20 protein-coding genes are annotated in these 22539 nt (G+C 45.8%); 12 read left to right on the plus strand and 8 right to left on the minus strand.

Translation table 11 applies throughout. From position 1 onward, the window contains the following. Nucleotides 1-93: 93 nt before the first annotated feature. From ACQ4M5_RS12470 to ACQ4M5_RS12520, 11 genes are all read left to right on the plus strand, one after another. Nucleotides 94-3087 carry a type I restriction endonuclease subunit R gene (locus tag ACQ4M5_RS12470; RefSeq protein WP_430675941.1) on the plus strand — a complete coding sequence of 998 codons (2994 nt, stop codon included), beginning with the start codon at nucleotides 94-96 and terminating at the stop codon, nucleotides 3085-3087. After that, the gene (locus ACQ4M5_RS12475) at nucleotides 3077-4540 is read left to right on the plus strand and encodes an ATP-binding protein (protein WP_430675942.1); all 1464 of its coding nucleotides are present in this window, start codon (nucleotides 3077-3079) and stop codon (nucleotides 4538-4540) included. Before ACQ4M5_RS12470 ends, ACQ4M5_RS12475 begins: the two co-directional genes overlap by 11 nt. A 127-nt stretch (nucleotides 4541-4667) precedes the next feature. Then, nucleotides 4668-4811 carry a hypothetical protein gene (locus ACQ4M5_RS12480; protein WP_430675943.1) on the plus strand — a complete coding sequence of 48 codons (144 nt, stop codon included), beginning with the start codon at nucleotides 4668-4670 and terminating at the stop codon, nucleotides 4809-4811. A gap of 29 nt (nucleotides 4812-4840) precedes the next feature. Then, nucleotides 4841-5080: a DUF2281 domain-containing protein gene (locus ACQ4M5_RS12485; RefSeq protein ID WP_430675944.1), complete on the plus strand. Its 240-nt coding sequence runs from the start codon at nucleotides 4841-4843 to the stop codon at nucleotides 5078-5080. Then, on the plus strand, nucleotides 5077-5433 hold the full coding sequence (locus ACQ4M5_RS12490) for a type II toxin-antitoxin system PemK/MazF family toxin (protein ID WP_430675945.1): 357 nt from the start codon (nucleotides 5077-5079) through the stop codon (nucleotides 5431-5433). Before ACQ4M5_RS12485 ends, ACQ4M5_RS12490 begins: the two co-directional genes overlap by 4 nt. Beyond that, entirely contained in the window at nucleotides 5426-6703 is a 1278-nt protein-coding gene (locus tag ACQ4M5_RS12495) for a restriction endonuclease subunit S (protein ID WP_430675946.1), read from the plus strand. Before ACQ4M5_RS12490 ends, ACQ4M5_RS12495 begins: the two co-directional genes overlap by 8 nt. A 64-nt stretch (nucleotides 6704-6767) precedes the next feature. After that, complete coding sequence (locus tag ACQ4M5_RS12500) at nucleotides 6768-7010, plus strand: hypothetical protein (RefSeq protein WP_430675947.1); 243 nt, start codon at nucleotides 6768-6770, stop codon at nucleotides 7008-7010. 154 nt (nucleotides 7011-7164) lie between these two features. Beyond that, complete coding sequence (locus tag ACQ4M5_RS12505) at nucleotides 7165-7398, plus strand: hypothetical protein (protein ID WP_430675948.1); 234 nt, start codon at nucleotides 7165-7167, stop codon at nucleotides 7396-7398. Then, nucleotides 7398-7775 (plus strand): type II toxin-antitoxin system VapC family toxin, encoded by a 378-nt coding sequence (locus tag ACQ4M5_RS12510; RefSeq protein ID WP_430675949.1) that lies wholly within the window; start codon nucleotides 7398-7400, stop codon nucleotides 7773-7775. The genes ACQ4M5_RS12505 and ACQ4M5_RS12510 overlap by 1 nt, the downstream gene beginning before the upstream one ends. Before the next feature lie 251 nt (nucleotides 7776-8026). Beyond that, a complete protein-coding gene (locus tag ACQ4M5_RS12515) occupies nucleotides 8027-9763 on the plus strand; it encodes a type I restriction-modification system subunit M (protein WP_430675950.1) in 1737 nt (578 codons plus the stop codon). Nucleotides 9764-10335: 572 nt separating this feature from the next. Further along, complete coding sequence (locus tag ACQ4M5_RS12520) at nucleotides 10336-11085, plus strand: hypothetical protein (protein ID WP_430675951.1); 750 nt, start codon at nucleotides 10336-10338, stop codon at nucleotides 11083-11085. A 1-nt stretch (nucleotide 11086) separates the two neighbouring features. Here ACQ4M5_RS12520 and ACQ4M5_RS12525 read toward each other — a convergent pair whose 3' ends face one another. From ACQ4M5_RS12525 to ACQ4M5_RS12545, 5 genes are read right to left on the minus strand one after another with little or no spacing between them, the layout of a single operon-like run. Beyond that, a complete protein-coding gene (locus tag ACQ4M5_RS12525) occupies nucleotides 11087-12556 on the minus strand; it encodes an FAD-dependent hydroxylase (RefSeq protein WP_430675952.1) in 1470 nt (489 codons plus the stop codon). A 23-nt stretch (nucleotides 12557-12579) separates the two neighbouring features. Then, nucleotides 12580-13380 carry a YebC/PmpR family DNA-binding transcriptional regulator gene (locus ACQ4M5_RS12530; RefSeq protein ID WP_430675953.1) on the minus strand — a complete coding sequence of 267 codons (801 nt, stop codon included), beginning with the start codon at nucleotides 13378-13380 and terminating at the stop codon, nucleotides 12580-12582. A gap of 44 nt (nucleotides 13381-13424) precedes the next feature. Then, entirely contained in the window at nucleotides 13425-14261 is an 837-nt protein-coding gene (locus ACQ4M5_RS12535; RefSeq protein WP_430675954.1) for a carbohydrate ABC transporter permease, read from the minus strand. After that, nucleotides 14261-15148, minus strand: coding sequence for a carbohydrate ABC transporter permease (locus ACQ4M5_RS12540; RefSeq protein ID WP_430675955.1), 888 nt, complete (start codon nucleotides 15146-15148; stop codon nucleotides 14261-14263). Before ACQ4M5_RS12540 ends, ACQ4M5_RS12535 begins: the two co-directional genes overlap by 1 nt. A 2-nt stretch (nucleotides 15149-15150) precedes the next feature. After that, entirely contained in the window at nucleotides 15151-16398 is a 1248-nt protein-coding gene (locus ACQ4M5_RS12545) for an ABC transporter substrate-binding protein (RefSeq protein WP_430675956.1), read from the minus strand. On the opposite strand from ACQ4M5_RS12545, the gene ACQ4M5_RS12550 reads away from it, so the two are divergent. Beyond that, the gene (locus ACQ4M5_RS12550) at nucleotides 16349-17815 is read left to right on the plus strand and encodes an ABC transporter substrate-binding protein (RefSeq protein WP_430675957.1); all 1467 of its coding nucleotides are present in this window, start codon (nucleotides 16349-16351) and stop codon (nucleotides 17813-17815) included. The two genes, ACQ4M5_RS12545 and ACQ4M5_RS12550, sit on opposite strands and share 50 nt — an antisense overlap. Here the strand turns inward: ACQ4M5_RS12550 and ACQ4M5_RS12555 are convergent. The 3 genes from ACQ4M5_RS12555 to ACQ4M5_RS12565 form a co-directional block, all read right to left on the minus strand. Beyond that, nucleotides 17812-18579, minus strand: a complete 768-nt coding sequence (locus ACQ4M5_RS12555) for a DUF6683 family protein (RefSeq protein WP_430675958.1) — start codon at nucleotides 18577-18579, stop codon at nucleotides 17812-17814. The genes ACQ4M5_RS12550 and ACQ4M5_RS12555 overlap by 4 nt on opposite strands. Nucleotides 18580-18852: 273 nt before the next feature. After that, nucleotides 18853-20127 (minus strand): HlyD family efflux transporter periplasmic adaptor subunit, encoded by a 1275-nt coding sequence (locus ACQ4M5_RS12560; protein WP_430675959.1) that lies wholly within the window; start codon nucleotides 20125-20127, stop codon nucleotides 18853-18855. A gap of 45 nt (nucleotides 20128-20172) precedes the next feature. After that, nucleotides 20173-22419, minus strand: coding sequence for a peptidase domain-containing ABC transporter (locus ACQ4M5_RS12565; protein ID WP_430675960.1), 2247 nt, complete (start codon nucleotides 22417-22419; stop codon nucleotides 20173-20175). Nucleotides 22420-22539 lie beyond the last annotated feature (120 nt).

Raw genomic sequence — 22539 nt, forward strand, 5'->3', positions numbered from 1 at the left:
CCCCCAGAATTGGGGGTTTGGGGGCAACTCCGAGGATGTCCTCATCTAAACTTTTACTGCTATACCAACGCGGTTCCCAATTCCCTGAGATGAATGACTGAGAAAGAAATCGAACAAACCCTGATCGAAAAACTGGGCGATCTGAAGTACACCTATCGCCCCGATATTTGCGATCGAGCCACGCTGGAGCAAAACTTCCGCGAAAAGTTCGAGGCGCTCAACCGCGTTCATCTGACGGAGAGCGAGTTTTCCCGATTGCTGGAGTCGATCGTTACTCCAGATATCTTCACGAACGCCCGACGCTTGCGAGAGATCAATAGCTTTGATCGGGATGACGGTACGCCGCTCAACTATACGCTGGTCAACATCAAGCACTGGTGCAAGAATAGTTTCGAGGTCGTCAATCAGCTTCGCATCAACACCGATAGCAGTCATCACCGCTACGACGTGATTTTGCTGATTAACGGTGTGCCTGTGGTGCAGATCGAGTTAAAAACGCTGAACATCAGTCCGCGTCGTGCCATGCAGCAGATTGTGGATTATAAAAATGATCCTGGAAACGGCTACGGCAAGACTTTACTGTGCTTCATTCAGCTTTTTATTGTCAGTAACCGCAGCGACACCTGGTATTTTGCGAACAACAATAACCGCCACTTTAGTTTCAATGCTGACGAGCGTTTTTTGCCGCTTTACCAGTTTGCGGATGCTGAGAATCAAAAGATTACTCATCTTGATGACTTTGCCAAGGGCTTTCTCGCCAAGTGCGCTTTGGGTGAAATGATTAGCCGCTACATGGTGCTAGTCGCGAGTGAGCAGAAACTCCTGATGATGCGCCCCTACCAGGTCTATGCAGTGAAACGGATCATTGAGCGCATTCACAACAAGATCGGCAATGGCTACATCTGGCATACAACGGGCAGCGGCAAGACGCTCACCTCCTTTAAGGCATCTACTCTGCTGAAGGATAACCCCGACATTGATAAATGCTTGTTTGTGGTCGATCGTAAAGATCTCGATCGACAAACGCGGGAAGAGTTCAACAAATTCCAGACAGGCTGTGTCGAGGAGAATACGAACACGGAAACTCTGGTCAGACGGCTTCTTTCCGATGATTATGCGGATAAGGTGATTGTCACGACGATTCAAAAGCTCGGTCTAGCACTTGATGGCAACAATAGACGTAACTATAAGGAACGGTTGAAGCCGTTGAGCAAGAAACGGATGGTTTTCATCTTTGACGAATGCCATCGATCGCAATTTGGCGAAAACCACCAAGCGATTAAAGACTTTTTTCCTAATGCCCAACTCTTTGGCTTCACGGGTACGCCTATCTTCGAGCGAAACGCTAGTTATAAAGTCATTGAGAATGAAAATAAGAGTGTTGAAAGCGATAAGGCTACAAAAACCCTTCTCACCACCACAGCTATCTTTCAGGATTGCTTGCACGACTACACAATCACCCACGCGATCGAAGATCGGAACGTGCTGCGCTTTCATGTGGATTACTACAAGCCAGAGGGCAAAAAGCCGCCTAAACCGGGTGAGCCGATAGCCAAGCCCGCGATCGTTGAGGCGATTTTTGCCAAGCACGATGCCGCGACTGCCGGACGCAAGTACAACGCGATTCTGGCAACAGCTTCAATTAATGATGCGATCGAATACTATCGTTTGTTTCAAGAGATTCAATCTCAGAAGCAGTCTGAAGAGAGCGACTTTAAGCCGCTGAACATTGCCTGTGTGTTTTCGCCGCCTGCCGAAGGGAATAAGGACGTGCAGCAGATTCAGGAAGACCTGCCCCAAGAGAAGGCGGATAACGAACAGGAACCGGATCGGAAAAAGGCGGCTCTGACCGCGATTATTGCAGACTACAACGATCGATATCGAACGAATCACAGCATTAACGAGTTCGACCTTTACTATCAGGATGTGCAAAAGCGGATCAAGGATCAGCAATATCCCAATAGCGACTTGCCCCATACTCAGAAGATTGATATCACGATCGTTGTCGATATGCTGCTGACGGGCTTTGATTCTAAATATCTCAATACGCTCTATGTTGATAAAAATCTCAAGTACCACGGACTGATTCAGGCGTTTTCTCGGACGAATCGCGTCCTGAACGACACGAAGCCCTATGGCAATATCCTCGATTTTCGCCAGCAGGATAAGGCAGTGGATGAAGCGATCGCGCTGTTTTCGGGTCAGGCCAACAAGTCATCAGCGAAGAAGATTTGGCTAGTGGACAAGGCTCCAGTGGTGATCGACGAGTTGCAAACTGCGGTGCAAAAGCTCGATCAGTTCATGCAATCTCAGGGGTTGGAAAGTAAGCCTGCGGCGGTTTCTAATCTTAAGGGCGATGCTGCTCGTAGCCAGTTTATTCAACTGTTTAAGGAAGTGCAGCGGCTCAAGACTCAGCTTGACCAGTACACGAATTTGACCGAGGAAAACAAGCAAACGATCGAGCAGGTGTTGCCCAAGGAGCAGTTACAGGGCTTTAAGGGGGTCTACCTGGAAACGGCGCAACGGCTGAAGGCGCAGCAGGACAAAGGCGAAGATTCTAGCCCAGAGGTGGAACAGCTTGATTTTGAGTTTGTGCTGTTTGCGTCTGCGGTGATTGATTATGACTACATCATGGCGTTGATTACTCGCTACGCGCAGCAAGCTCCAGGGAAACAAGAGTTGAGCCGTGCTGAGTTGATCGGGTTGATTCAGTCTGATGCGAAGTTCATCGACGATCGAGAGGACATTGCCGAATATATCAATACGCTGGAATTGGGCAAAGGGCTGGATGAGCAGGCGATTCGATCGGGGTATGAACGCTTTAAGGCGGAAAAACAGAACCGCGAACTGGATACGATCGCTAGAAATCACAAACTAGAACCTGCTACTTTGCAAACTTTTGTCGATGCGATTTTGCGCCGGATGGTGTTCGATGGGGATGCGTTGAGCGATCTGTTTGCACCGATGGAGATGGGCTGGAAGGCTCGAACTAGAGCGGAACTGGCTCTGATGGAGGATTTGATTCCGCTGTTGAAAAAATTAGCGCAAGGGCGGGAAATTTCGGGATTAGAGGTCTATGAGCAGTAAATCATTTAGTTACCTAATTGGTCTCGTCCAAGAGCTTTGCAAGCTTCCCAACGAGGCAGAATGGGTAGAGTTTAAACATAACAATGACAACCCAAAAGAGATAGGAGCTTACCTTTCAGCCCTGTCTAACTCCGCTGCCCTAGATGGCAAGCCCTCTGCATATCTGCTTTGGGGTATCGAGGATGAAAGCCACGCCATTCTTGGCACCACTTTCAAACCTTTCTCTGCCAAAGTGGGCAATGAAGAAATGGAAAACTGGCTCCTAAAGCTGCTGCAACCTAAAATCCACTTTAGGTTTTACGAGATCGACATGAATGGGCTGCCAGTTGTGCTACTGGAAATTCCTGCTGCTTTGAGCAATCCGGTGCTGTTTGAGGAGCAAGCTTTTATTCGCGTAGGCAGCTATAGAAAAAAGCTCAAAGACCATCCGGAGAAAGAACGGGAGCTATGGCGAACATTTAATCGAATATCTTTTGAAAAGGGCATTGTGATGGAGCGGGTTAGCAGCGAAGAGGTGCTACGGCTCTTGGATTATCCGAGCTATTTTGATCTGTTAGAGCTACCCTTACCCGATGGTCGTCAGGCAATATTACAGTACTTGAGAGAAGAAGAACTGATCATCCCCTGCGAGGCTGGAGCGTGGAATATCACGAATCTTAGTGCCGTGCTTTTTGCCAAAGATCTTAAGAAATTTTCGACCCTCAAGCGCAAAGTAATGCGGGTCATTCAATACAGAGGCAAAGGACGTGTCCAAACTTACAAGGAACTGGAGAGTGACAAAGGTTATGCGAATGGATTTGAGAGCTTAATTAACTACATCATGGCATTGATACCGGGTAACGAAGTCATTAATCAGGCACTTCGCAAAAGTATCCCGATATTTCCGGAGCTTGCAGTGCGTGAGTTGGTTGCCAACGCTCTGATTCATCAAGATTTTAGTATCCAAGGAACTGGTCCTATGGTGGAAATCTTTGACGATCGCATCGAAATTACTAATCCTGGGATGCCGTTGGTAGATACTGAACAGTTTGTCAATACTCCCCCCAAGTCTCGCAATGAGGCGCTGGCTTCCCTGATGCGGCGATTTCGCATCTGTGAGGAGCGAGGCAGCGGGATTGACAAGGTGGTATTCCAAATCGAGCTTTTTCAGCTACCTGCACCAATCTTTGAGGTACCGGGCGAGTTTACACGCACCGTTTTATTTTCCCATAAGCCTCTATTAGAGATGGACAAAACCGAACGTGTGCGTGCTTGTTATCTGCACGCTTGCCTGAAGTATGCAATGCGGGATTATCTAACTAACAGTTCTTTGCGGGAGCGTTTTGGGGTGGAGGAGAGAAACAAGGCGACCGTCTCCCGCTACATTAAAGAGGCAGTCGAAGCAGGGGCAATTAAGCCCTATGATGGCGATGCAGCGCCTAAGCTGCGAAAGTATGTGCCTTATTGGGTGTGATTTGAGTTATGGGTAGTTGATGGGTAGTTGATGGGTAGTTGATAGGGGTATGAAATTTGGGGCTAGTGAGCGTATGGCGTGTCTGATTTTTAAGGGTTTCAGGTCTTGGATCTTAGTTGATGGGTCATTGACAGCACAAAAAGCATCGGGTGGTACTGCCTTAGCGCAGGCGATTGCCCTAAATCCTTATGGCGACATTGCCGATCGAGTTACTTGGCAGCGCGAACTCCGCCACGATCGATTTTTGCTGGTAAGAAATTATGCTGATTGATAGCTTAACAACACATGGAGGAGCTTGATATGAACCAGACACAATTATTGGAAAAGTTTCAGGCTTTGCCCCCGGACAAGCAGGAGGAGGTGTTGGATTTCATTGATTTTCTGGCATCTCGTAGCCCAAGCTCAAGGAAACCCAAGATTTCGGATGATGAATGGACAACTGCTGAATTTAGCCAAATGGCGATGAGTCAGGCGATGCGCGGCATGGAAGACGAACCGCTGCTCTATAGCCTTGACGATCTCAGGGAGCGTTGGCAATGAAACAATCTGGGCAAATCGTGCTGGTTCCGTTCCCGTTTACTGATCTTTCTGGGGCAAAGCTGCGCCCGGTACTAATGCTACGGCAGGCATCGATTCAGTTTGATGATTGGCTGGTTTGTATGGTGTCTTCGCAGTTACGGCAAACCGATGCCCAAATTGATGAAATTTTGTCGCCCAGTGATCCTGACTTTGCCGCTACAGGACTAAAGGTTCCGAGCGTCTTGCGACTCTCTCGCCTTGCGGTTTTGGAAGGCTCATTGCTCATTGGCAGTTTGGGATCAATCAGTGATGAGCGGTTGCAGCGGATTCGCCAACAACTCGCCGCCTGGATTGTGGAGGGTGGCGATGAGTAGAAAACTTGTGCCTCAGTTGCGCTTTCCTGAGTTTCGGGATGCGGGGGAGTGGGAGGAGAAAAGTCTTTCTAACTTGAGTGCTTGTCGTTTATCAAATGGTATTTTCAATGACCCAAAGAAAGTGGGGAGAGGATACAAACTAATCAATGTTTCAGAGATGTACATTGAGTCATCGATTAACGAGGATTCCCTATCTTTGATTGCAATAAGCGAAGATGAATTCTTGAAAAATAAAGTTGAGAATGGGGATATATTTTTCACTCGCTCCTCATTAGTGAAATCTGGCATAGCATATTCAAATATTTATCTCGGATATTCTGATGATGTAACTTTTGATGGGCATCTTATCAGATTCAGACCAAACAAGGAGATCGTCTTTCCAGTTTTCGTCAATTACCTTTTAAAGACTGAGCATGTTAGAAACCAGTTCATTGCAAGAGCAAAAACTGCAACTATGACAACTATAGGGCAATCCGATGTAGAAGCTGTCAGACTATCTATTCCCTATATCAACGAACAAGAAAAAATTGCGGAGTGTTTTGCTTCGATCGACGATCGCATCACCCTAGAAACCCAAAAACTCGACGCGCTCAGATTACATAAAAAAGGGCTGATGCAGCAGCTTTTCCCCGCCGAAGGTCAAACCCTGCCCCAACTCCGCTTCCCCGAATTCCGCGACGCAGACGAATGGGAGGAGAATAAGCTGGGAGATATTGCAGCTATCAGGTCAGGAACCACACCATCAAGAGCAAAACCAGAATTTTATGTTAAAGGAAGTATTCCTTGGGTAAAGACAACTGATTTAAATAATTCTTATATTTACACTACTGAAGAGAAAGTCACCACATTAGCGAAAGTTAAGCTAAATCCAGAAGGCTCAGTACTTGTTGCGATGTATGGCGGTTTCAACCAAATTGGTCGCACAGGTTACTTAAAAATTGCTGCTGCAACGAATCAAGCTATTTCAGTTTTGAATGTAAGAGAAGACAAATTAACTTCTTTGTACTTACTAATTTGGTTAAATGCAAAGATTGATTATTGGAAAAGCTTTGCAATCAGCAGTCGAAAAGATGCCAATATTACAGGAGCAGATGTGGCAGCTTTTCCTATTACATTCCCATCATTGCCCGAACAACAGAAAATTGCGGACTGCCTTACTTCCCTCGACGAATTAATCATCTTGCAAGCCCAAAAAATCGACGCTTTGAAGTTGCACAAAAAAGGGCTAATGCAGCAGTTGTTTCCATCGATCGACGAGGTAAGCGAATGAATTGACTACCCACAGACTCATATTTCTGATTACAATTATCTGTCCCCACGAGAGGTTTTAACTGATGGAAGCCATACGTCGCATTCAAACTGTAGAAAACGGAGAAATTCATCTCCAGTTGCCAAAGCAATTTTGGGGACAGGAAGTAGAAATCATCGTACTCCCCGCGCCCCAACAAATCCCGCAACCCGTTACCCCAAAAAAAAGTTTGTGTGGTTGCTTAAGTCGTTACGCCAAGCCTGATTTGATTGCACAGGAACAAGACGTATGGCAAACCGTTGTGAGTGAAAAACATGAGCATCGTTGATGCCAATATCATCCTGCGCTACATCCTAGATGACCCCGCAGAACTATCGCCAAAGGCAGCAGAAATTATTGAACAACGATCGACGAGGTAAGCAAATGAATCGACCATGAGCATTGTTACTACAAGTAAAATCAATCTTTAGGATTCAATCACCATGTCTCCATTAATCACTGAATTATTACCCTCCATTGCCGCCCTATCCGATGCCGATAAACTCAAGCTAGTGCAGTTGGTACTAGCACAACTGGTGCAGGAAGATAAAATCGAAGAAACCGAAACCCAACAGCCCCCACCACCATTCGATCCACGCTCCTTTTTCGGGGTGACTCACCAATCCAAGCAAGTCATTGACGACTACTTGGCAAGTGCCCGTGAGGGTTGGCTCTGATGGCTTATTTAATTGACACCAATATCATCATCTACTATTTCAATGGGTTGACAAATGACGACTCTATTTACACCATCCTCACCGATAGCTTTAAGATCTCTGTGATCACCAAAATCGAGTTTTTGGGCTGGGGGCAGTTTGCGGCTGATCTTGAATTGCATACCAAAGCAAGGGAGTTCATCAGCTATGCTACTGTGTTCGACCTCAAAGAAGCGATCGTCGAACAGTCCATCCTGCTAAGACAGCAGTTTAAGACAAAAACACCAGATGCCATCATCGCCGCGACAGCATTAATTAACGGCTTAACTGTAGTCACCAACAACACAACAGATTTCAGCCGTTTAGGTGTAAAAACCATTGCTGTAAATCTTAAATAGCCTAACCCCACTCGTGTCTCCCACCATAAAAGGCTTCGACCCCTCCAAACTGCGAAACGTGCGCTTGTTTTATCAAGCCTTTCCAACTTGGAACGCAAACCACTAGAGACTATCCTATGAACGATCGCCTTGCAAGCCCAAAAAATCGACACGCTGAAATTGCATAAAAGGGCAATTCTCTACGCAGCGTGTAGAGAATTGAACTGGAACCACCTGCGTTTAATGATGTGCGGCGATCGCGAGGTAAACGGATGAGCGGCAATCCCAAGATTCATACCTACCCGTCGATCGATAAGTTAGTCAAACGGCTGCGCGATGACTTCAAAAGCGGAGGTCAAGATTTCATTTTGCTCTATGCCTACAACGGCACAGGCAAAACCCGCCTATCGATGGCATTCAAAGAAGCTGGCAAGCAAAACGGCACACGCGACACGCTCTATTTCAATGCCTACACCGAAGACCTGTTTTACTGGGACAACGATCTCGAAGGTGATAGCGATCGACATCTCAAAATCAACTCCAATTCTCAGTTCTTTTCAGGCTTCAAAGACCTCGCACTCGAAGAAAAAATCTTTGAGTATCTAGAGCGCTACGCTGAGTTCGATTTCAAAATTAACTATGAAAACTGGACAATCACCTTCTCACGCCAAGACGAGCAAAACATAAAAGTATCTCGTGGTGAAGAAAATATCTTTATTTGGTGTATTTTTCTCGCCATTTGCCAACTCGCGATCGACAACCATGAATCTTACGCTTGGGTCAAATATCTCTACATCGACGACCCCATTTCCTCATTAGATGACAACAATGCGATCGCGGTTGCCAGTGATTTGGTGCAATTGCTCAAAAAAGGAAAAGACCGCCTCAAAGTCGTCGTTTCCTCCCATCATTGTCTATTTCACAATGTAGTTTGGAATGAGTTTCGTAGCTCAAGAGTGAAATACAAAAGCTACTTCTATCACCGTTCAAAGACCCTAGAACAATACACCTTACAAGCAACGAACGAAACCCCTTTCTTTCATCATGTCGCGATGCTCAGTGAACTCAAACAAGCCGCAGATTCAGGCAGGCTTTACCTCAATACCGCCCTCGATTTTGCCTGCGGTTCCGGCTCTCTGTTGCTCAATGTCCGTCACCGTCTCGGCTCCCACGGCATCAGCAAAATCTACGGACAAGAGAAGAACATCACGACCTACAACCTCGCCCGCATGAATATGCTCCTACACGGAGTTAAAGATACAGAGTTCGAGCTTTACCACGGCGACAGTCTCACCAACGAGTGGGATTGGCTACGGGAAACCAACCCAGCAAAGATGCCTAAGTTCGATGCAGTCGTCGCCAATCCGCCTTTTAGTTACCGTTGGGAGCCAACCGCAGCGCTAGGCGAAGATGTGCGCTTCAAAAACTATGGTCTTGCACCAAAATCCGCTGCTGACTTTGCCTTTCTGCTACACGGCTTTCATTACCTCAAGCCCGATGGGGTCATGTCGATCATTCTGCCTCACGGTGTTCTGTTTCGCGGCGGTGCAGAAGAGCGCATCCGCACCAAACTGCTGAAAGACGGTCACATCGATACCGTGATCGGTCTGCCTGCCAATTTGTTCTACTCCACGGGCATCCCAGTCTGCATTCTGGTTCTAAAAAAGTGCAAAAAGCCCGATGATGTCCTGTTCATCAACGCCGCTGAACATTTCGAGAAAGGCAAACGACAAAACCGCCTGCTTCCAGAACACATCGAGAAAGTTATCGACACCTACCAGTTCCGTAAGGAAGAGGATCGTTACGCCCGACGTGTATCAATGGAAGAGATTGAGAACAATAGCTACAACCTGAATATCTCCCGCTATGTCAGTACCGCTCAGACAGAAGAGCAGATCAATTTGCAGTCTGTTCATAACGAGTTAGTTTCATTAGAACAAAAGATTGCGATCGCACAAGACAAGCACAACACTTTCCTCAAAGAACTGGGCTTGCCACCGTTGCCATAAGAGGGTGTTTGAAAAGTAGCCGTTCATCGCATCAATCGCCCCTCGAATGGAATTCGGGGCTATCGGAACGAAGTCTGTTGAAACAGACTGAAGAGTTCGCTGTAATTGGCTTTCAGTCCCCTTCAGTGGACTTTGTTCCGATAGACCGTGATTTCCAATCACGGGCGAAATGGCATCGAAGTGAAGCATCTTCCTATACTTTTCAAACATGCTCTAATAGATCTCCTTGTATGTTTAAGCACAATTTGGCGATCGAATTTGCACTTCATCCATCTGTGTCTTAAGGAGATTTCTACGAAAGAGCTTACCGCTTGAAAGACTGCCCTTCGGCTTCGCTCAGGGCGCGATCTCTAGCTGACTGAGCGAAGCCGAAGACAGCGGGTAATTTGTTTTCGATAAATCTCCTAAGTCTTGTAAAAGCTCATCCTGAACACTCTCATCCCTTAAAATTCATCATTCAAACACGATCGTAGTGAATTGCTGAAATTCATACAGAAAAAGCGTCCGGAGACAACCGAGAATTCCAGGAACATGAAAAGATAAAATCCAGGCGATCTGAGTAAGTAAATCCCATGTACGACCTTGCAAATTTCACAAAGGACGATATGCGGCACTGTGCGATCAAACTCCGGAACATGGATGAGCGATCGCAAAGTATGGAAGAAACAGCAAATCGAATGGTTCGCTATCTATACGAGAATTTGACCGATCCACGCACTGGAAAAAGCGCCTGTGCCTTGGTGCGATTCTTTAAGACTCATCCGTATGGTGATCTCAGTTCAGAGCTACAAGAATCAGCACAGGCAATTTTGAAAGGTCGATCAGTTCTTCGAGCGACGAAATGTTTAACGCTGTTAGCAACCGCAGGCGATGAAAAATATTGGAACGATCGACGCGATTCCACTGGACACCAAGCCATTCCGCTGATCGATGAGGATTTCGTCTATCGCGCTCCAATGATTTTGCAACTGATCCAACAGTTCGGCTTAGAAGTGAGTGCCGTGATCGATACGGCTCCTACATTGATCACGAAGCTCTCCCACAAAGCGTTCAATGTCTTTCACGTGCCTGAAGCTCTGAACAGTCCACACATTCCCGCCCAAGCTCAGTTCGTCGTTCCTTACAAGGTTCAATCGGTCTTAGGATTTGGTGGAATGTTGCCGTCTGGAAATCTGTTTGCGGTGATTCTGTTTAGCAAAGTTCCAATTTCGCGATCGACAGCAGAACGCTTCAAATGGATTTCGGCTTATGTGCGAATTGCGGTGGAACCCTTCGATCGAACAAATGTCTTCGCTCCCACACCGATGCCAGTTCTGAGATAGTCTACCGTTGAGCCAATTGTGGAGTCCGTCCGGTTAATCCAGACATAATCCGGAACACCAAGGAACGAATCGGATGAATGTTCCGCAGAAACCAGAGACTAGAGCGGCGAAGTTGCACGATCGGGAAAATCTGATTCGAGAAGGTTCGATTCAGCAAATCGGTAATGCTCAAGATAATCAGGTTTTCCCACTGTCGCCAGCGCTCATACCGTTTGAGAACTTTCAGACTGGCAATATCTTCGCTGCGTTCTCGTGCCGTTTTTAGCACTTGCGCCAAGGCTGCTGCATCTCGGATTCCCATATTGATGCCTTGACCGCCCAAGGGATGACAACTATGCGCCGCATCCCCGATTAAGGCTAACTGCGATCGAACATATTCGCGGCTGTGCATTAACTGAATTGGGAAAAGATAGCGGTTCCCTTCAATTTCTAGTTTGCCAAACTTGGTTCCGTAGCGTTGCTGGAAGACTTCGATGAATTGTCGATCGTCGAGGGCTACTAACTTTTCGGCTTCCGCTCTAGTGGCTGTCCAGACAATGCGATAACGATCGTCGGTCAGAGGCAAAATTCCTGAAGGACCTGTGCTCCAAAACCATTCGTATGCAGTGTTATCGTGTGGCGATTCGAGCTTTAGAGTGGCAACGACGCAAGCTTGCCCATATTGCCAACCAAATGTTTTAATTCCTGCTTGTTGGCGCAAGGGAGAGCGTGAACCATCCGCCGCGACGACTAAGCGCGATCGAATCTGTTTCACTTCCCCATCCAGCATCACATCTAGCACCGCATCGTCCGCGTGATACTCTGTTTTCACCACTTTTGCAGGACACATCAAATCCACATTCGAGCAAGTCTGTAAAAGCTCCTGAAGCGCAGTAATTAAGACTCGATGTTCTGCCACATAGCCGAGCGTTTCAGTACCAATATCATGAGGTGCAAACTGAACAGCGGCAGGAGAATCCGCATCTGAAAGACGTACTTTTTTGTAAGTTTCAACGTGAGGACGGATTTGCTGCCAAATATCCATTCCTTCAAAAATACGGCTCGATAGCAGTGAGATGGAATAGGCTTGAGCGCGAGAAACCGCTTGAGATTTGGCTTCGGCTTCGATCAAGGCGACTCGGAAACCGGAATCTTTAAGAGCACAAGCGAACGTGGTTCCAACGACTCCACCACCGACGATCGCAATATCGTATTCAGACATTCTCGGCTCCGCGAACTGCATACCTGTTGAGCGATACGAAACTTTACACCTATTCTCGCGTAAATTTCTCATGCGATCAATCAAACTGGATATTTCGTCCGCTAAGTTTATGAGGTCGCCTCGGCAAATGTGCTGATTTTGCGAAGTTTCAGCGATTTTAAATTCACCCGATTGGATGAGCGCTCTGGATGAAGTGGATGAGATGGAGTTCGCTTTATTCTGAATGTTGAATAGAGCACAGACACCCCGAAGGACGATGGATGGGGGCATCCAGAGTTCCACCGGGGCTTTTTTTATGCGATCGATGCCATCATTAATTCCTCTGCGATGTCAAAGTTTGCGGTCGTGTTCTGGACATCATCCAAAGAATCCAGCGCATCCATGAGCTTGAGCAACGATCGAGCGTGATCAGGATCGGTGACTTCGATCGTATTTTGCGGAATCCAGCGCAGTTCAACCTGCGAAACCGTATAGCCTTGCTCTTTCAGGCTTTGACTGAGATTTTCCAGATTTTCAACAGTGGTAAAAATCTCTGCTGCTTGTCCGTCTTCGGTGTCGATTAATTCATACGAATCGGCTCCTCCTTCGAGGCAGGCTTCGAGCAGGGCTTCTTCGTCGATCGACACTTCTTCTATCTTGCGTCCCCGTTTCTGAGGAGCAAACGATAATTCGACAATGCCCCGCTGCTCGAACATCCAGCCGACGCAACCCATTTCACCTAAGTTGCCGCCGTTCTTGCTAAAGGCTTCTCGTAAGTCTGCCGCTGTCCGATTCCGATTGTCGGTTAAGGCTTCGATTAAAACTGCTACGCCACCCGCACCATAGCCTTCGTATTGAATTGATTCGAGTGGGGCATCTGTGCCAAGTTTGCCTGCGCCTTTTGCAATTGCCCGATCGATGTTTTCATTCGGAATACCAGCGGCTTTGGCTTTCTCGATCGCGGTTCTAAGCTGAAAGTTTCCTGCCGGATCAGGAACGCCACTTCGAGCCGCCACAATGATTTCACGAGAAATTTTAGTGAAAACATTTGCTCTTTTAGCATCAACTCTAGCTTTTTGGCGTTTAATATTTGCCCACTTACTATGTCCTGCCATACCTACAAATCGTAACGAGTGCGATTAATAGGATATCGAAAAAGTTAAGATTTGCCTCCTGTAAAGGTCACTCCCTGAATGAAATAGCGATTGAAAAAGGCGTAAATCACAAGAGCGGGAAGGGTGAAAACCATCGAAGCTGCCATGATGTAATTCCAGAAAGTTACATATTGACCTTTGAAGGCATTTAAGCCGATCGGTAATGTAAACATTTCGGGATTTGACATAACAACAAGGGGCAATAAAAATTCATTCCATGAACTCATGAAAATAAAAATTGTTTGTGCTGCAAGAGCGGGTTTTGCTAACGGTAAAACAATCTGAAAAAAGGTTTCAAATCGATTCAATCCGTCGAGTTGTGCGGCTTCTTCTAGCTCTTTTGGAAAGTTGATAAAGAACTGCCGCATCATGAAAATGAAAGTGGCATTTACCATTGTTGGAACAACTAATCCTTGATAAGAATTAAGCCAACCTAATGATTTGAGAATAAGAAATCTAGGCAGTAATGTGATCTGAGCAGGAACGACTAAAACTGCCAGAATTAAGAAGAACAATAAACCGTTTCCAGGAAAGCGAATTCTAGCAAGAGCGTATCCTGCCATTGAGTTGAATAAAAGATTGAAAAGCGTGACGAAAATTGCAACGATCGCACTATTAAATAACCATCTTCCAAACAGCGGTTCTTGTAGAAAAATCTGCTTATAATTCTCAAGCGTGAATTCTTGGGGAATAAAGTTTGTTCCACTGGCTGAGATTTCAGAAAGCGGTTTGAATGAGGCAGAAAGCGCCCAGAGGAATGGAATAAAAGTGACGATCGCATAAAGAATTAGTCCCCCGTACATCAGCCAAATCCACCAGCGAAAATTCTGTGCTTTTAGCATTAATCTAAGCTCTCTTCTTTGAAAAAATAGCGTTGAATTAAAGTCGCGATCATAATCGTGAGTGCAAGAATCAGCGTGAGTGCAAGCGCGTATCCCATGTCTAAACGATTGAACGCATATTGATAAATGAGAAGTACGATCGTTAAAGTTGAATTATCAGGTCCACCTGATCCATTTGAGAAAATATAAGATTGATCAAACAATTGGAACGTACCGATAATGCCAATTGTGATTACGAAAAACGTGACAGGTTTCAAAAATGGAAGTGTAATACACCAGAACTTCTCCCAAGTTGTTGCACCATCGATCGAGGCAGCTTCGTACAAACTCTCTGGAATATCTTGCAGCGCTGCTAAATAAATCACCATGAATAAAGGCGCAGTTGCCCAAATATTCATCAGCATGATTCCCTTTAATGCAACATCCGGATCGCCTAACCAATTGTAAGTAGGAAGACCCAAGAAACCGAGAAAATTATTTAGTAATCCATTCGAGTTATAGATCCACATAAAGATCAATGTCAGTACCGCAGATGATGTAACAGTCGGCAGAAAGAATGCCACTCGGAACCAACTTCGACCGTGAATTTTAGCATTTAACAATAGTGCCAAAATCAACGCAAGAATCGTTTGACATGGAACAACAATCAAAACATATTGAATCGTATTACTGAGTGCGATCCAAACTCGTTCATCGTCTTGAATCCGGATAAAGTTTCTTAATCCAGCAAAGCGAAAATCGACTTCTCCAAGCAGTTGAACGCGATAAAAGGCAAGTACGATCGCATAAACGACAGGCAATGCAAGAAAGACACCTAAGATCACGATCGCAGGTGTCATGAACGCATAGCCCGATAAAGCATCTCTGAACTTTTGTTTCAAAATCATTGCTAATTCGATAAATAGATTTCTCGATTTGCAGTTTCTTGAGCACGTTTCATCGCTTCGGATAACGGTTGCTGTCCGAGCATTGCACTTACAAATTGATTATCGAAACTGGTCATAATCGTCGGCAATGTTTCGCCACCTTGCCAGATCGTCCCATAGGTTGCACCTGCGACAAACGGCGAATAAATTGGATTACGATCGTAGTTTAATCCCGCCAACACTGATCGACGGGAAGGTAGCGCTACACCCTGATTTGCCCATCGTTTCATCCCTGTTTCATCGGTTAAGTATTGAATCAATTTCCAAGCCGCATCTTTGTGCCTTGATTGGCGATTCATCACATAGCCGACTGTGTAAATCATTGTGCCTTTCTGGTTATTAATCTTTGGAATTTCTGCGGTTTGAAATTTCAGTTTTGGAAAGGTTTCTTTGAGATAAGGAATTGCCCAAGGACCTTCGATCGCCATTGCCACCCGACCTTGCCCAAAGGCTTCACTATTCGAGTTTGCACCCACATCTGTAGGCTGTGCCGCAGAGCGATCGTTGCGATATTGATCAATCACAAGCTGCAAACCCTGAATTCCTTGAGAACTGGCAAACGCAGCATTGTTATTTTGATCGACCAAACTTCCACCAAACGCTTTCACCATGAACGCTTGACGCGGTAGCTCTGGAGCAATTCCAATCCCGTACTGATCGATTTTGCCATCCTTGTTTTTATCGATCGTTAATTTTTTCGCTGCTGTTCTCAGTTCCTCCCAAGTTCTTGGTGGCTGACTAATTCCCGCATTTTTCAAAGCAGTTGAATTGTAGAACAGTGCCAAAGTTGAGAAATCTTTTGGTATTCCATAAACAGTATTATTCTGCTTAAATGCGTTCAATAAATTCGGTTCAAAATCATTCAGCTTGAATTCAGGTTTGATGTAAGAATTTAACGGCTCTAGCACACCATATTTAATTAAAGTTGGAGCTTCAAGCGCTTCTAAATAAAATACATCTGGGGCAACTTCTCCGATTAAACGAGTTCTGATCACATCCATATACTGACTGTTAATCACTTCTCGTTTCACTTTGATGGTTGGATTTTGTGCCTCAAATTCTTGAATCACTTTATCAAGTAATTTCCCCTCATTCGGGTTACTTTGCCAACCACTGAGCGTAATTTCAACTTGATTAGTATTGTTCGATCGACAACCCACTGTGAAGCAAAGTAACGCGATCGCGATCGAACTTGGAATCAACTTTCTCATACACTATTCAGAGATTCATAATTCCTTCATCCTAATCATGCCGATGCGGTTTGCCCATTTGCTGAAATTTGTTTTTACGATCGCGTTCTGTCTGACTCTGTTCGGTTGTCAGCCTGCCCAATCCTCGGACGTGATCCGGCTGACTCTGTGGCAAGGTGTGAACCCGCCCCCGAATCGAGATGTTTTGCAAAAATTAGTCGATCGATTTAATCAAAAAAATCCGAACATTCAAGTCGAATCGCTCTATGTCGGTCAGGGTGATCAGCAAATGCCGAAAATTCTCGCGGCAGTAGTCGGAAATGCCGCACCCGATATGTTGTGGTTTGCGCCGATGATTACCGGGCAATTGGTGGAATTGGATGCTTTACGATCGCTCGATGAGTTCAATCCGCCTGTTAAGTCTGAACTCGATCCAACCCTTGCCAATACAACAAAATACGATGGCAAAATTTGGTCAGTTCCATTCAGTACTAACAATGTTGGCATCTATTATCGTCCCAGTCTCTTCAAAGAAGCGGGCATCAAAGAGCTACCGAGAACTTGGGAAGAGTTTCGATCGGTGGCAAAACAACTCACTCGCGATACAAACAACGATGGAAAAGCCGATCGATTTGGAATGCTCTTACCATTGGGCAAAGGTGAATGGACTGTATTTACATGGCTGCCATTTATGTTTAGCGCAGGTGGAGAGTTGACGAGTATTCCAAACGCTGAGGCACTTCGGGAAGCCGCTATCGAAGCCGCTATCAAGGACATCAAGCAAAAATATGGAAACGTTGGATCAATCCATCACATAGTCTACCCAGAAGCCACTCCTGCTGATTTGAACATTGCAAATTCAGGCGCGATCGCAGCTTTACAATTCTGGCGCGATTTGATGCAAGACGGCTCTGCAATTCTGTCTCAACCCGAACGCGGCTATGAATTGGATGGCTTTCTTGCGGGTAAAGTGGCGATGCAGATTTCAGGACCTTGGACACTCGGACAACTGCAAGCGACCAAAGTAGATTTTGGTGTGTTGCCGATTCCGAAAGGAACGCAAGCAGGAACCGCGATCGGGGGTGAGAATATTTTCTTCTTCAAATCGACTCCAGAGCGGGAAAAAGCCGCACTCAAGTTCGCAGAATTCGTGATGAGCGAGGAATTTCAGACCGAATGGGCGATCGGAACGGGTTATCTCCCAACCAATTTGAAATCGCGGGAAAGTCAGGCTTACAAAGAATTTCGATCGAAAGAACCTGCGATCGACATCTTTCTAGATCAAGCTCAATTTGGTCGATCGCGCCCGATTTTCCCAGGCTATAACCGAATTTCGGACAATTTGGGAAGAGCGATCGAATCGGTATTACTCGATCGTGCCACACCCGAAGAAGCACTAAAAGCATCCCAACAGCGGCTTGATCTGATTTTCAACTAGCTTCGTGGGCGAAATCCTGCCTCTGTCAAATCAATCCTGCGGAAATCTAAGCCGAATCCGGTGGAGATCGATTGATGTGTCGTCTGTACAAATTGCTGAATCTGTGACGGATTATTCGATGCCAGCACTCGATCGTAATTGGCACTCAAAAAGATCGTTTGATAAATTAGGCTTTCTGCAACCAGTTGGCGAGTTTTCTCTGAGCGAAATCGAGAATTATTCAGAACAACGGGTACGACTTGCGATCGCACTGCCTGTACTGCCGCCCGTGAAGGATCAGTCCGCACATTGTTCACAATCATCCAGCTTGTCACCATGTAAGCTGTCATCGCATCCGCAACGTTGTCGGTTCTCAATCCATACTTAGCCGCAGCAGCTTGAGAATAGAGACTCATCGGCTGACCAGATGCCAGGATAGCAGCGAATTTGTCCGCTTCTGATGGAGCTTGCTGCCTGACAGATTCAACGATCGACATCTGAACCTGGCGCGAGATAGCTGAATTGGGTCGAAAGCTCAGATTTGTCGTTGGTTCAGTGCGTTGATTTTGGCTCGATCGCGGCGGATTAGCTCGATTTGAAGCATTCCGACGAACGATGTTTCTCAGCACAGCACCGCTAATTGCGGCATCAGTAACCGCCTGCATATTTGACGGCGCAAAATTCGGGTAAAAATCGCTGCGGGCGATCGTTGGGGTCAGGATTCCAACCAGTGCAAGTGCGATGCTACGAACCAAGCGAGTTTTAAGGTTAGAGAGTGCTTTCATAATAGAATTGGCGTGAAAGATTATTGATCGAACACCCCGCTAGACTAAGATATTTAATTGTCATGACTTTGGCAATTCTAAAAAGAGCAGCTTCATTAAGCAAAGTCTCTCTTGTTAAAGAAGAATGTGTTTTTTCACCAGATTTGAAATGTATCTCATAGAAATAAGTAAAGGTATTCCAAGCTACCAAAAAACTAACCGAACCTCATTAAGGTTGATTCATAAAAACCCAAACCCAGATCGGTTAGTACTATTTCGTGAATGCAGGAAGCATCACAATTTCAGTCCATCTTGCTTTAGTTTTTTCAGTGGATCAAGCATGTAGTCGATGACTCGTCGTTCTCGTACAATGACTTCTGCGATCGCAGTTTGTCCAGCACTCAATTGGATTCGTCTATTCTGACCTTTGATCTCAGACTGATTCAAACTCACTTCCACTTCAAACACTTCTGGCTGCCCTGAAGTCTCGGAAGGTCTAGAGTTGGGTGATATCCATTGCAACTGCCCTGCAACCACACCATAATCTTGGAACGGATAGGCATCAAACTTGAGCTTCACAGGTAATCCGGTTTTGATGAAGCCGCTCTCTTGGCTAGGAAGTTGGGCGCGTAAGACCAAAGGAGAGGATTCTGGCGCGACTTGAGCGATCAGTTGACTCGGTTGAACCACGGCTCCAATTCGCTCGATCGGTAATTCAAACACGATGCCATTCGCAGGGGCGCGAATGATACGCTGCTGGAGTTGAAATTGGAGGGATTGGATCTGTTTCTGCGTTTGAATGATGTCTGTTTTTAATCCAGTGAGTTCTGCATTCGATCTTTTTGTGCGATCGCCTCCTTGCTGCTTTTTCAACTCGAATTGTGCCTGTTCTAGCTCTGAACGGGCTTGATTGACCGCTTGGCGAGATTGTAGTGCGACTCGCTCGACTTCCGCGATTTTGACTTGAGGCACAGCACCTTGCTCAGAGAGTCTGCGAAAGCGTTGGACTTCAAATAGATCTTGAGCAAGCTGAGATTGAAGTAACGTGTAGTTTCGCACACTCGCATTGACGCGCTGTTGAGCTTGAGAAATTTGCGACTTTTGCTCTCCCAAGAGTCCTTGAAGTTTTACTTCAGCACTTTCTAGTTCAGAGCGCACTGGCTCTGCATCAAGTTCTAGAAGGGGTTGCCCTATTTTGACCACCTGTCCAGGTTTAACGTGAATTCGAGTCACAGTTCCAGCCACAGAAGCATCGAGCCGAAAACTTTTACCTTTCGGTTCGAGTCGTCCTCTTGCACTTCCCGTTTCCTCTACTTTCGAGAACAATGCCCACGGTAGAGCAACCGTTGTGAATCCTACTAGCAGATAGAGGAGTCCTTTTGTCCAAACCCGTGGCAGCGTATCGAGCAGCTCTTGAGCGGAGTTTGACCAGTCTTGATCTCGATGCGTTCTTCTGGGAGTTTGCAGAATTTGCCCTTCAGTAGAACCTGAAGCGCGATCGAAGGAATTCTGGAGATCGGTGATTGGGTCGGAATTCGCTGGAGACTGGGTGTTAGGACGCTCAGACATAGTTCAAATTTAGAGTTAGAAAAGTTTGTTTCAACTTGCTTTGTTTCAACTTGCAAGGGTGAGTTGTTGCTGATTGAGGTAGAAATAATGTCCCCGTTTTCTGATCAACTCATCGTGTGTACCTTGTTCGATCAGCGTCCCTCGATCGAGAACTAAAATTTGATCAGCATGGCGCACTGTCGATAAGCGATGAGCAATGATTAGCGTTGTACGATCGCGCAAAATGGTATTCAGATTCGTTTGGATCAGGCGTTCAGATTCAGCATCTAGATTGCTCGTTGCTTCATCTAAAATCAGCAGCTTTGGATTACCGAGCAGGGCGCGTGCGATCGCAATTCGCTGTCGTTGTCCACCCGATAGCATTCCTCCTCCTTCCCCGATCGAAGTTTCATATCCCATCGGCAAGGTTTGAATAAATTGATGCGCTCCGGCAAGCTGTGCTGCTGGGATAATTTCTTCCAAAGTTGCTTCTGGATAGGCAACACTGATATTTTCTCGAATCGTTCCTCCAAACAAGAACGTATCTTGATCGACCACGCCAATCTGCTCTCGAAGTGAGGGGAGTGACATCGTTGTGAGATCATACCCGTCAATTAAAATCTTTCCTTGAGTGGGTTTGTAGAGTCCGAGTAGCAGCTTAGAGATTGTTGTTTTGCCAGAACCACTTCGCCCAACCAGTGCGACCATTTCTCCGGGTCGTACTTCAAAACTGATCTCTGATAGCGTGTTTTCACCGCCCGCATGGTACTGAAAGGTTACGTTCTCGAAGCGAATACACCCTCTTAATGCGGGAAAAACTTGACGGTCTTGTTTCAACAAGTTTTCTTCTGGTGTTGTTTCGAGTACATCATTAATTCGTTCGATCGCAATCACCACTTCTTGCAAGTCATCCCAGACAGTAATCAATCGCTGAAACGGACTAATCACGTTTCCTAAAAGCATATTGAAGGCGACTAATTGACCGATCGTGAGTTGATCTTGAATCACTTGCAACGCGCCAAACCATAGTAAAGCAGTCGTGAACAGTGTTTCAATGGTGGCGCTAATAACTTCTAGCCGATTGCCTAGTACTTGTCCAGAAAAACTTGTTCTAGTCGATTTACTGAGCAATTCTTCCCAATGCCAGCGCACCGTTTGTTCGATCGACATTGATTTAATCGTCTGAACACCGCTGATTGCTTGGATTAGATAGCTATTTTCAGCCGTTTCTGCTTTGAAAATTTCTCGCGAAATTCTTTGTAAAAATGGGGTAGCAATTAAAGTCAGTAAGACCAACGGTGGCAAAACTGCGAGCGTGAGCAATGCCATTCGCCAGTTGTACCAAAACATCAGGCTTAAATAGACAAAAACCGTCAAGGTATCTAATACGATCGATAAAGCATTTCCCGTCAGAAATCGCTGAATCTTATTATTTTCTTGAACACGAGAGATAATATCTCCAACATAACGAGATTCAAAGAAATTCAGCGGGAGTTGAAACGTATGTCGAATGAATCCAATGACTAAAGCAACATCAATTTTTTGAGCGGTATGATCGAGTAAATACTGCCGAAGTCCTGTCATCGCAACTCGAAAGAGTCCAAAGATCAGTAATCCAATTCCAACTGCATTAAGAGTCATCTCACTGCGTTGAACAATTACGCGATCGAGCAAAATCTGAGTCAATAGCGGCGTGACTAACCCAATCACTTGGATTAAGACAGAAACTACAAATACTTCAAATAGGACAAATCCATGCGGTTTGACTAACTCAAAGAATCGCCAAATCGTAGTTTTGTCTTCATCAGTCTCCTTTAGTAGAAGGGTCGGTTGTAGTAACAGCGTATAGCCTGTCCAACCTTCCTTAAAGGCTTGATGGGTAAGATTTCGTTGACCGATCGCAGGATCGCAAAGGATGACTCGGCTCGGCGTGATTTTGTAAACGACAACATAGTGATTTCCTTCCCAATGTACGATCGCAGGTAAGTCCTGCTCTGCCAACTTTTTAAGACTCGCTTTTACAGGACGAGTGGCAAACCCAATACTTTCTGCGGCTGCCACTAATCCTCTCAAAGAAGCACCATCCCGATTTACGTTTGCAATGTCACGCAAGCGATTGATACTAAAGCGTTTGCCCCAATACCGAGCAACCATCACAAGACAGGCTGCCCCACAATCGGCAGTACTCTGTTGTTCAAAGAAAGGATAGCGTTTAGCTATTCCTAGCCAAAATTGATAAGCCTTCACTTTGGGATTTGGAAAGAAGGCGCGACGATCGCTCATTTGTAATGGACTCTGCTTTCTGGTTGTCACGCTTCGCTCTCTGATCACCAAACAGATAGAACTAAAGCAGAACTTAATGTTCTTGGAGAAACACTAGAGATACAAGTGATCTATCAAAAGAACATAAATCACCTGTATCTTCTAGCAGTG

It is taken from the genome of Leptolyngbya sp. AN10 (assembly GCF_050565645.1).
Classification (GTDB): domain Bacteria; phylum Cyanobacteriota; class Cyanobacteriia; order Leptolyngbyales; family Leptolyngbyaceae; genus Leptolyngbya.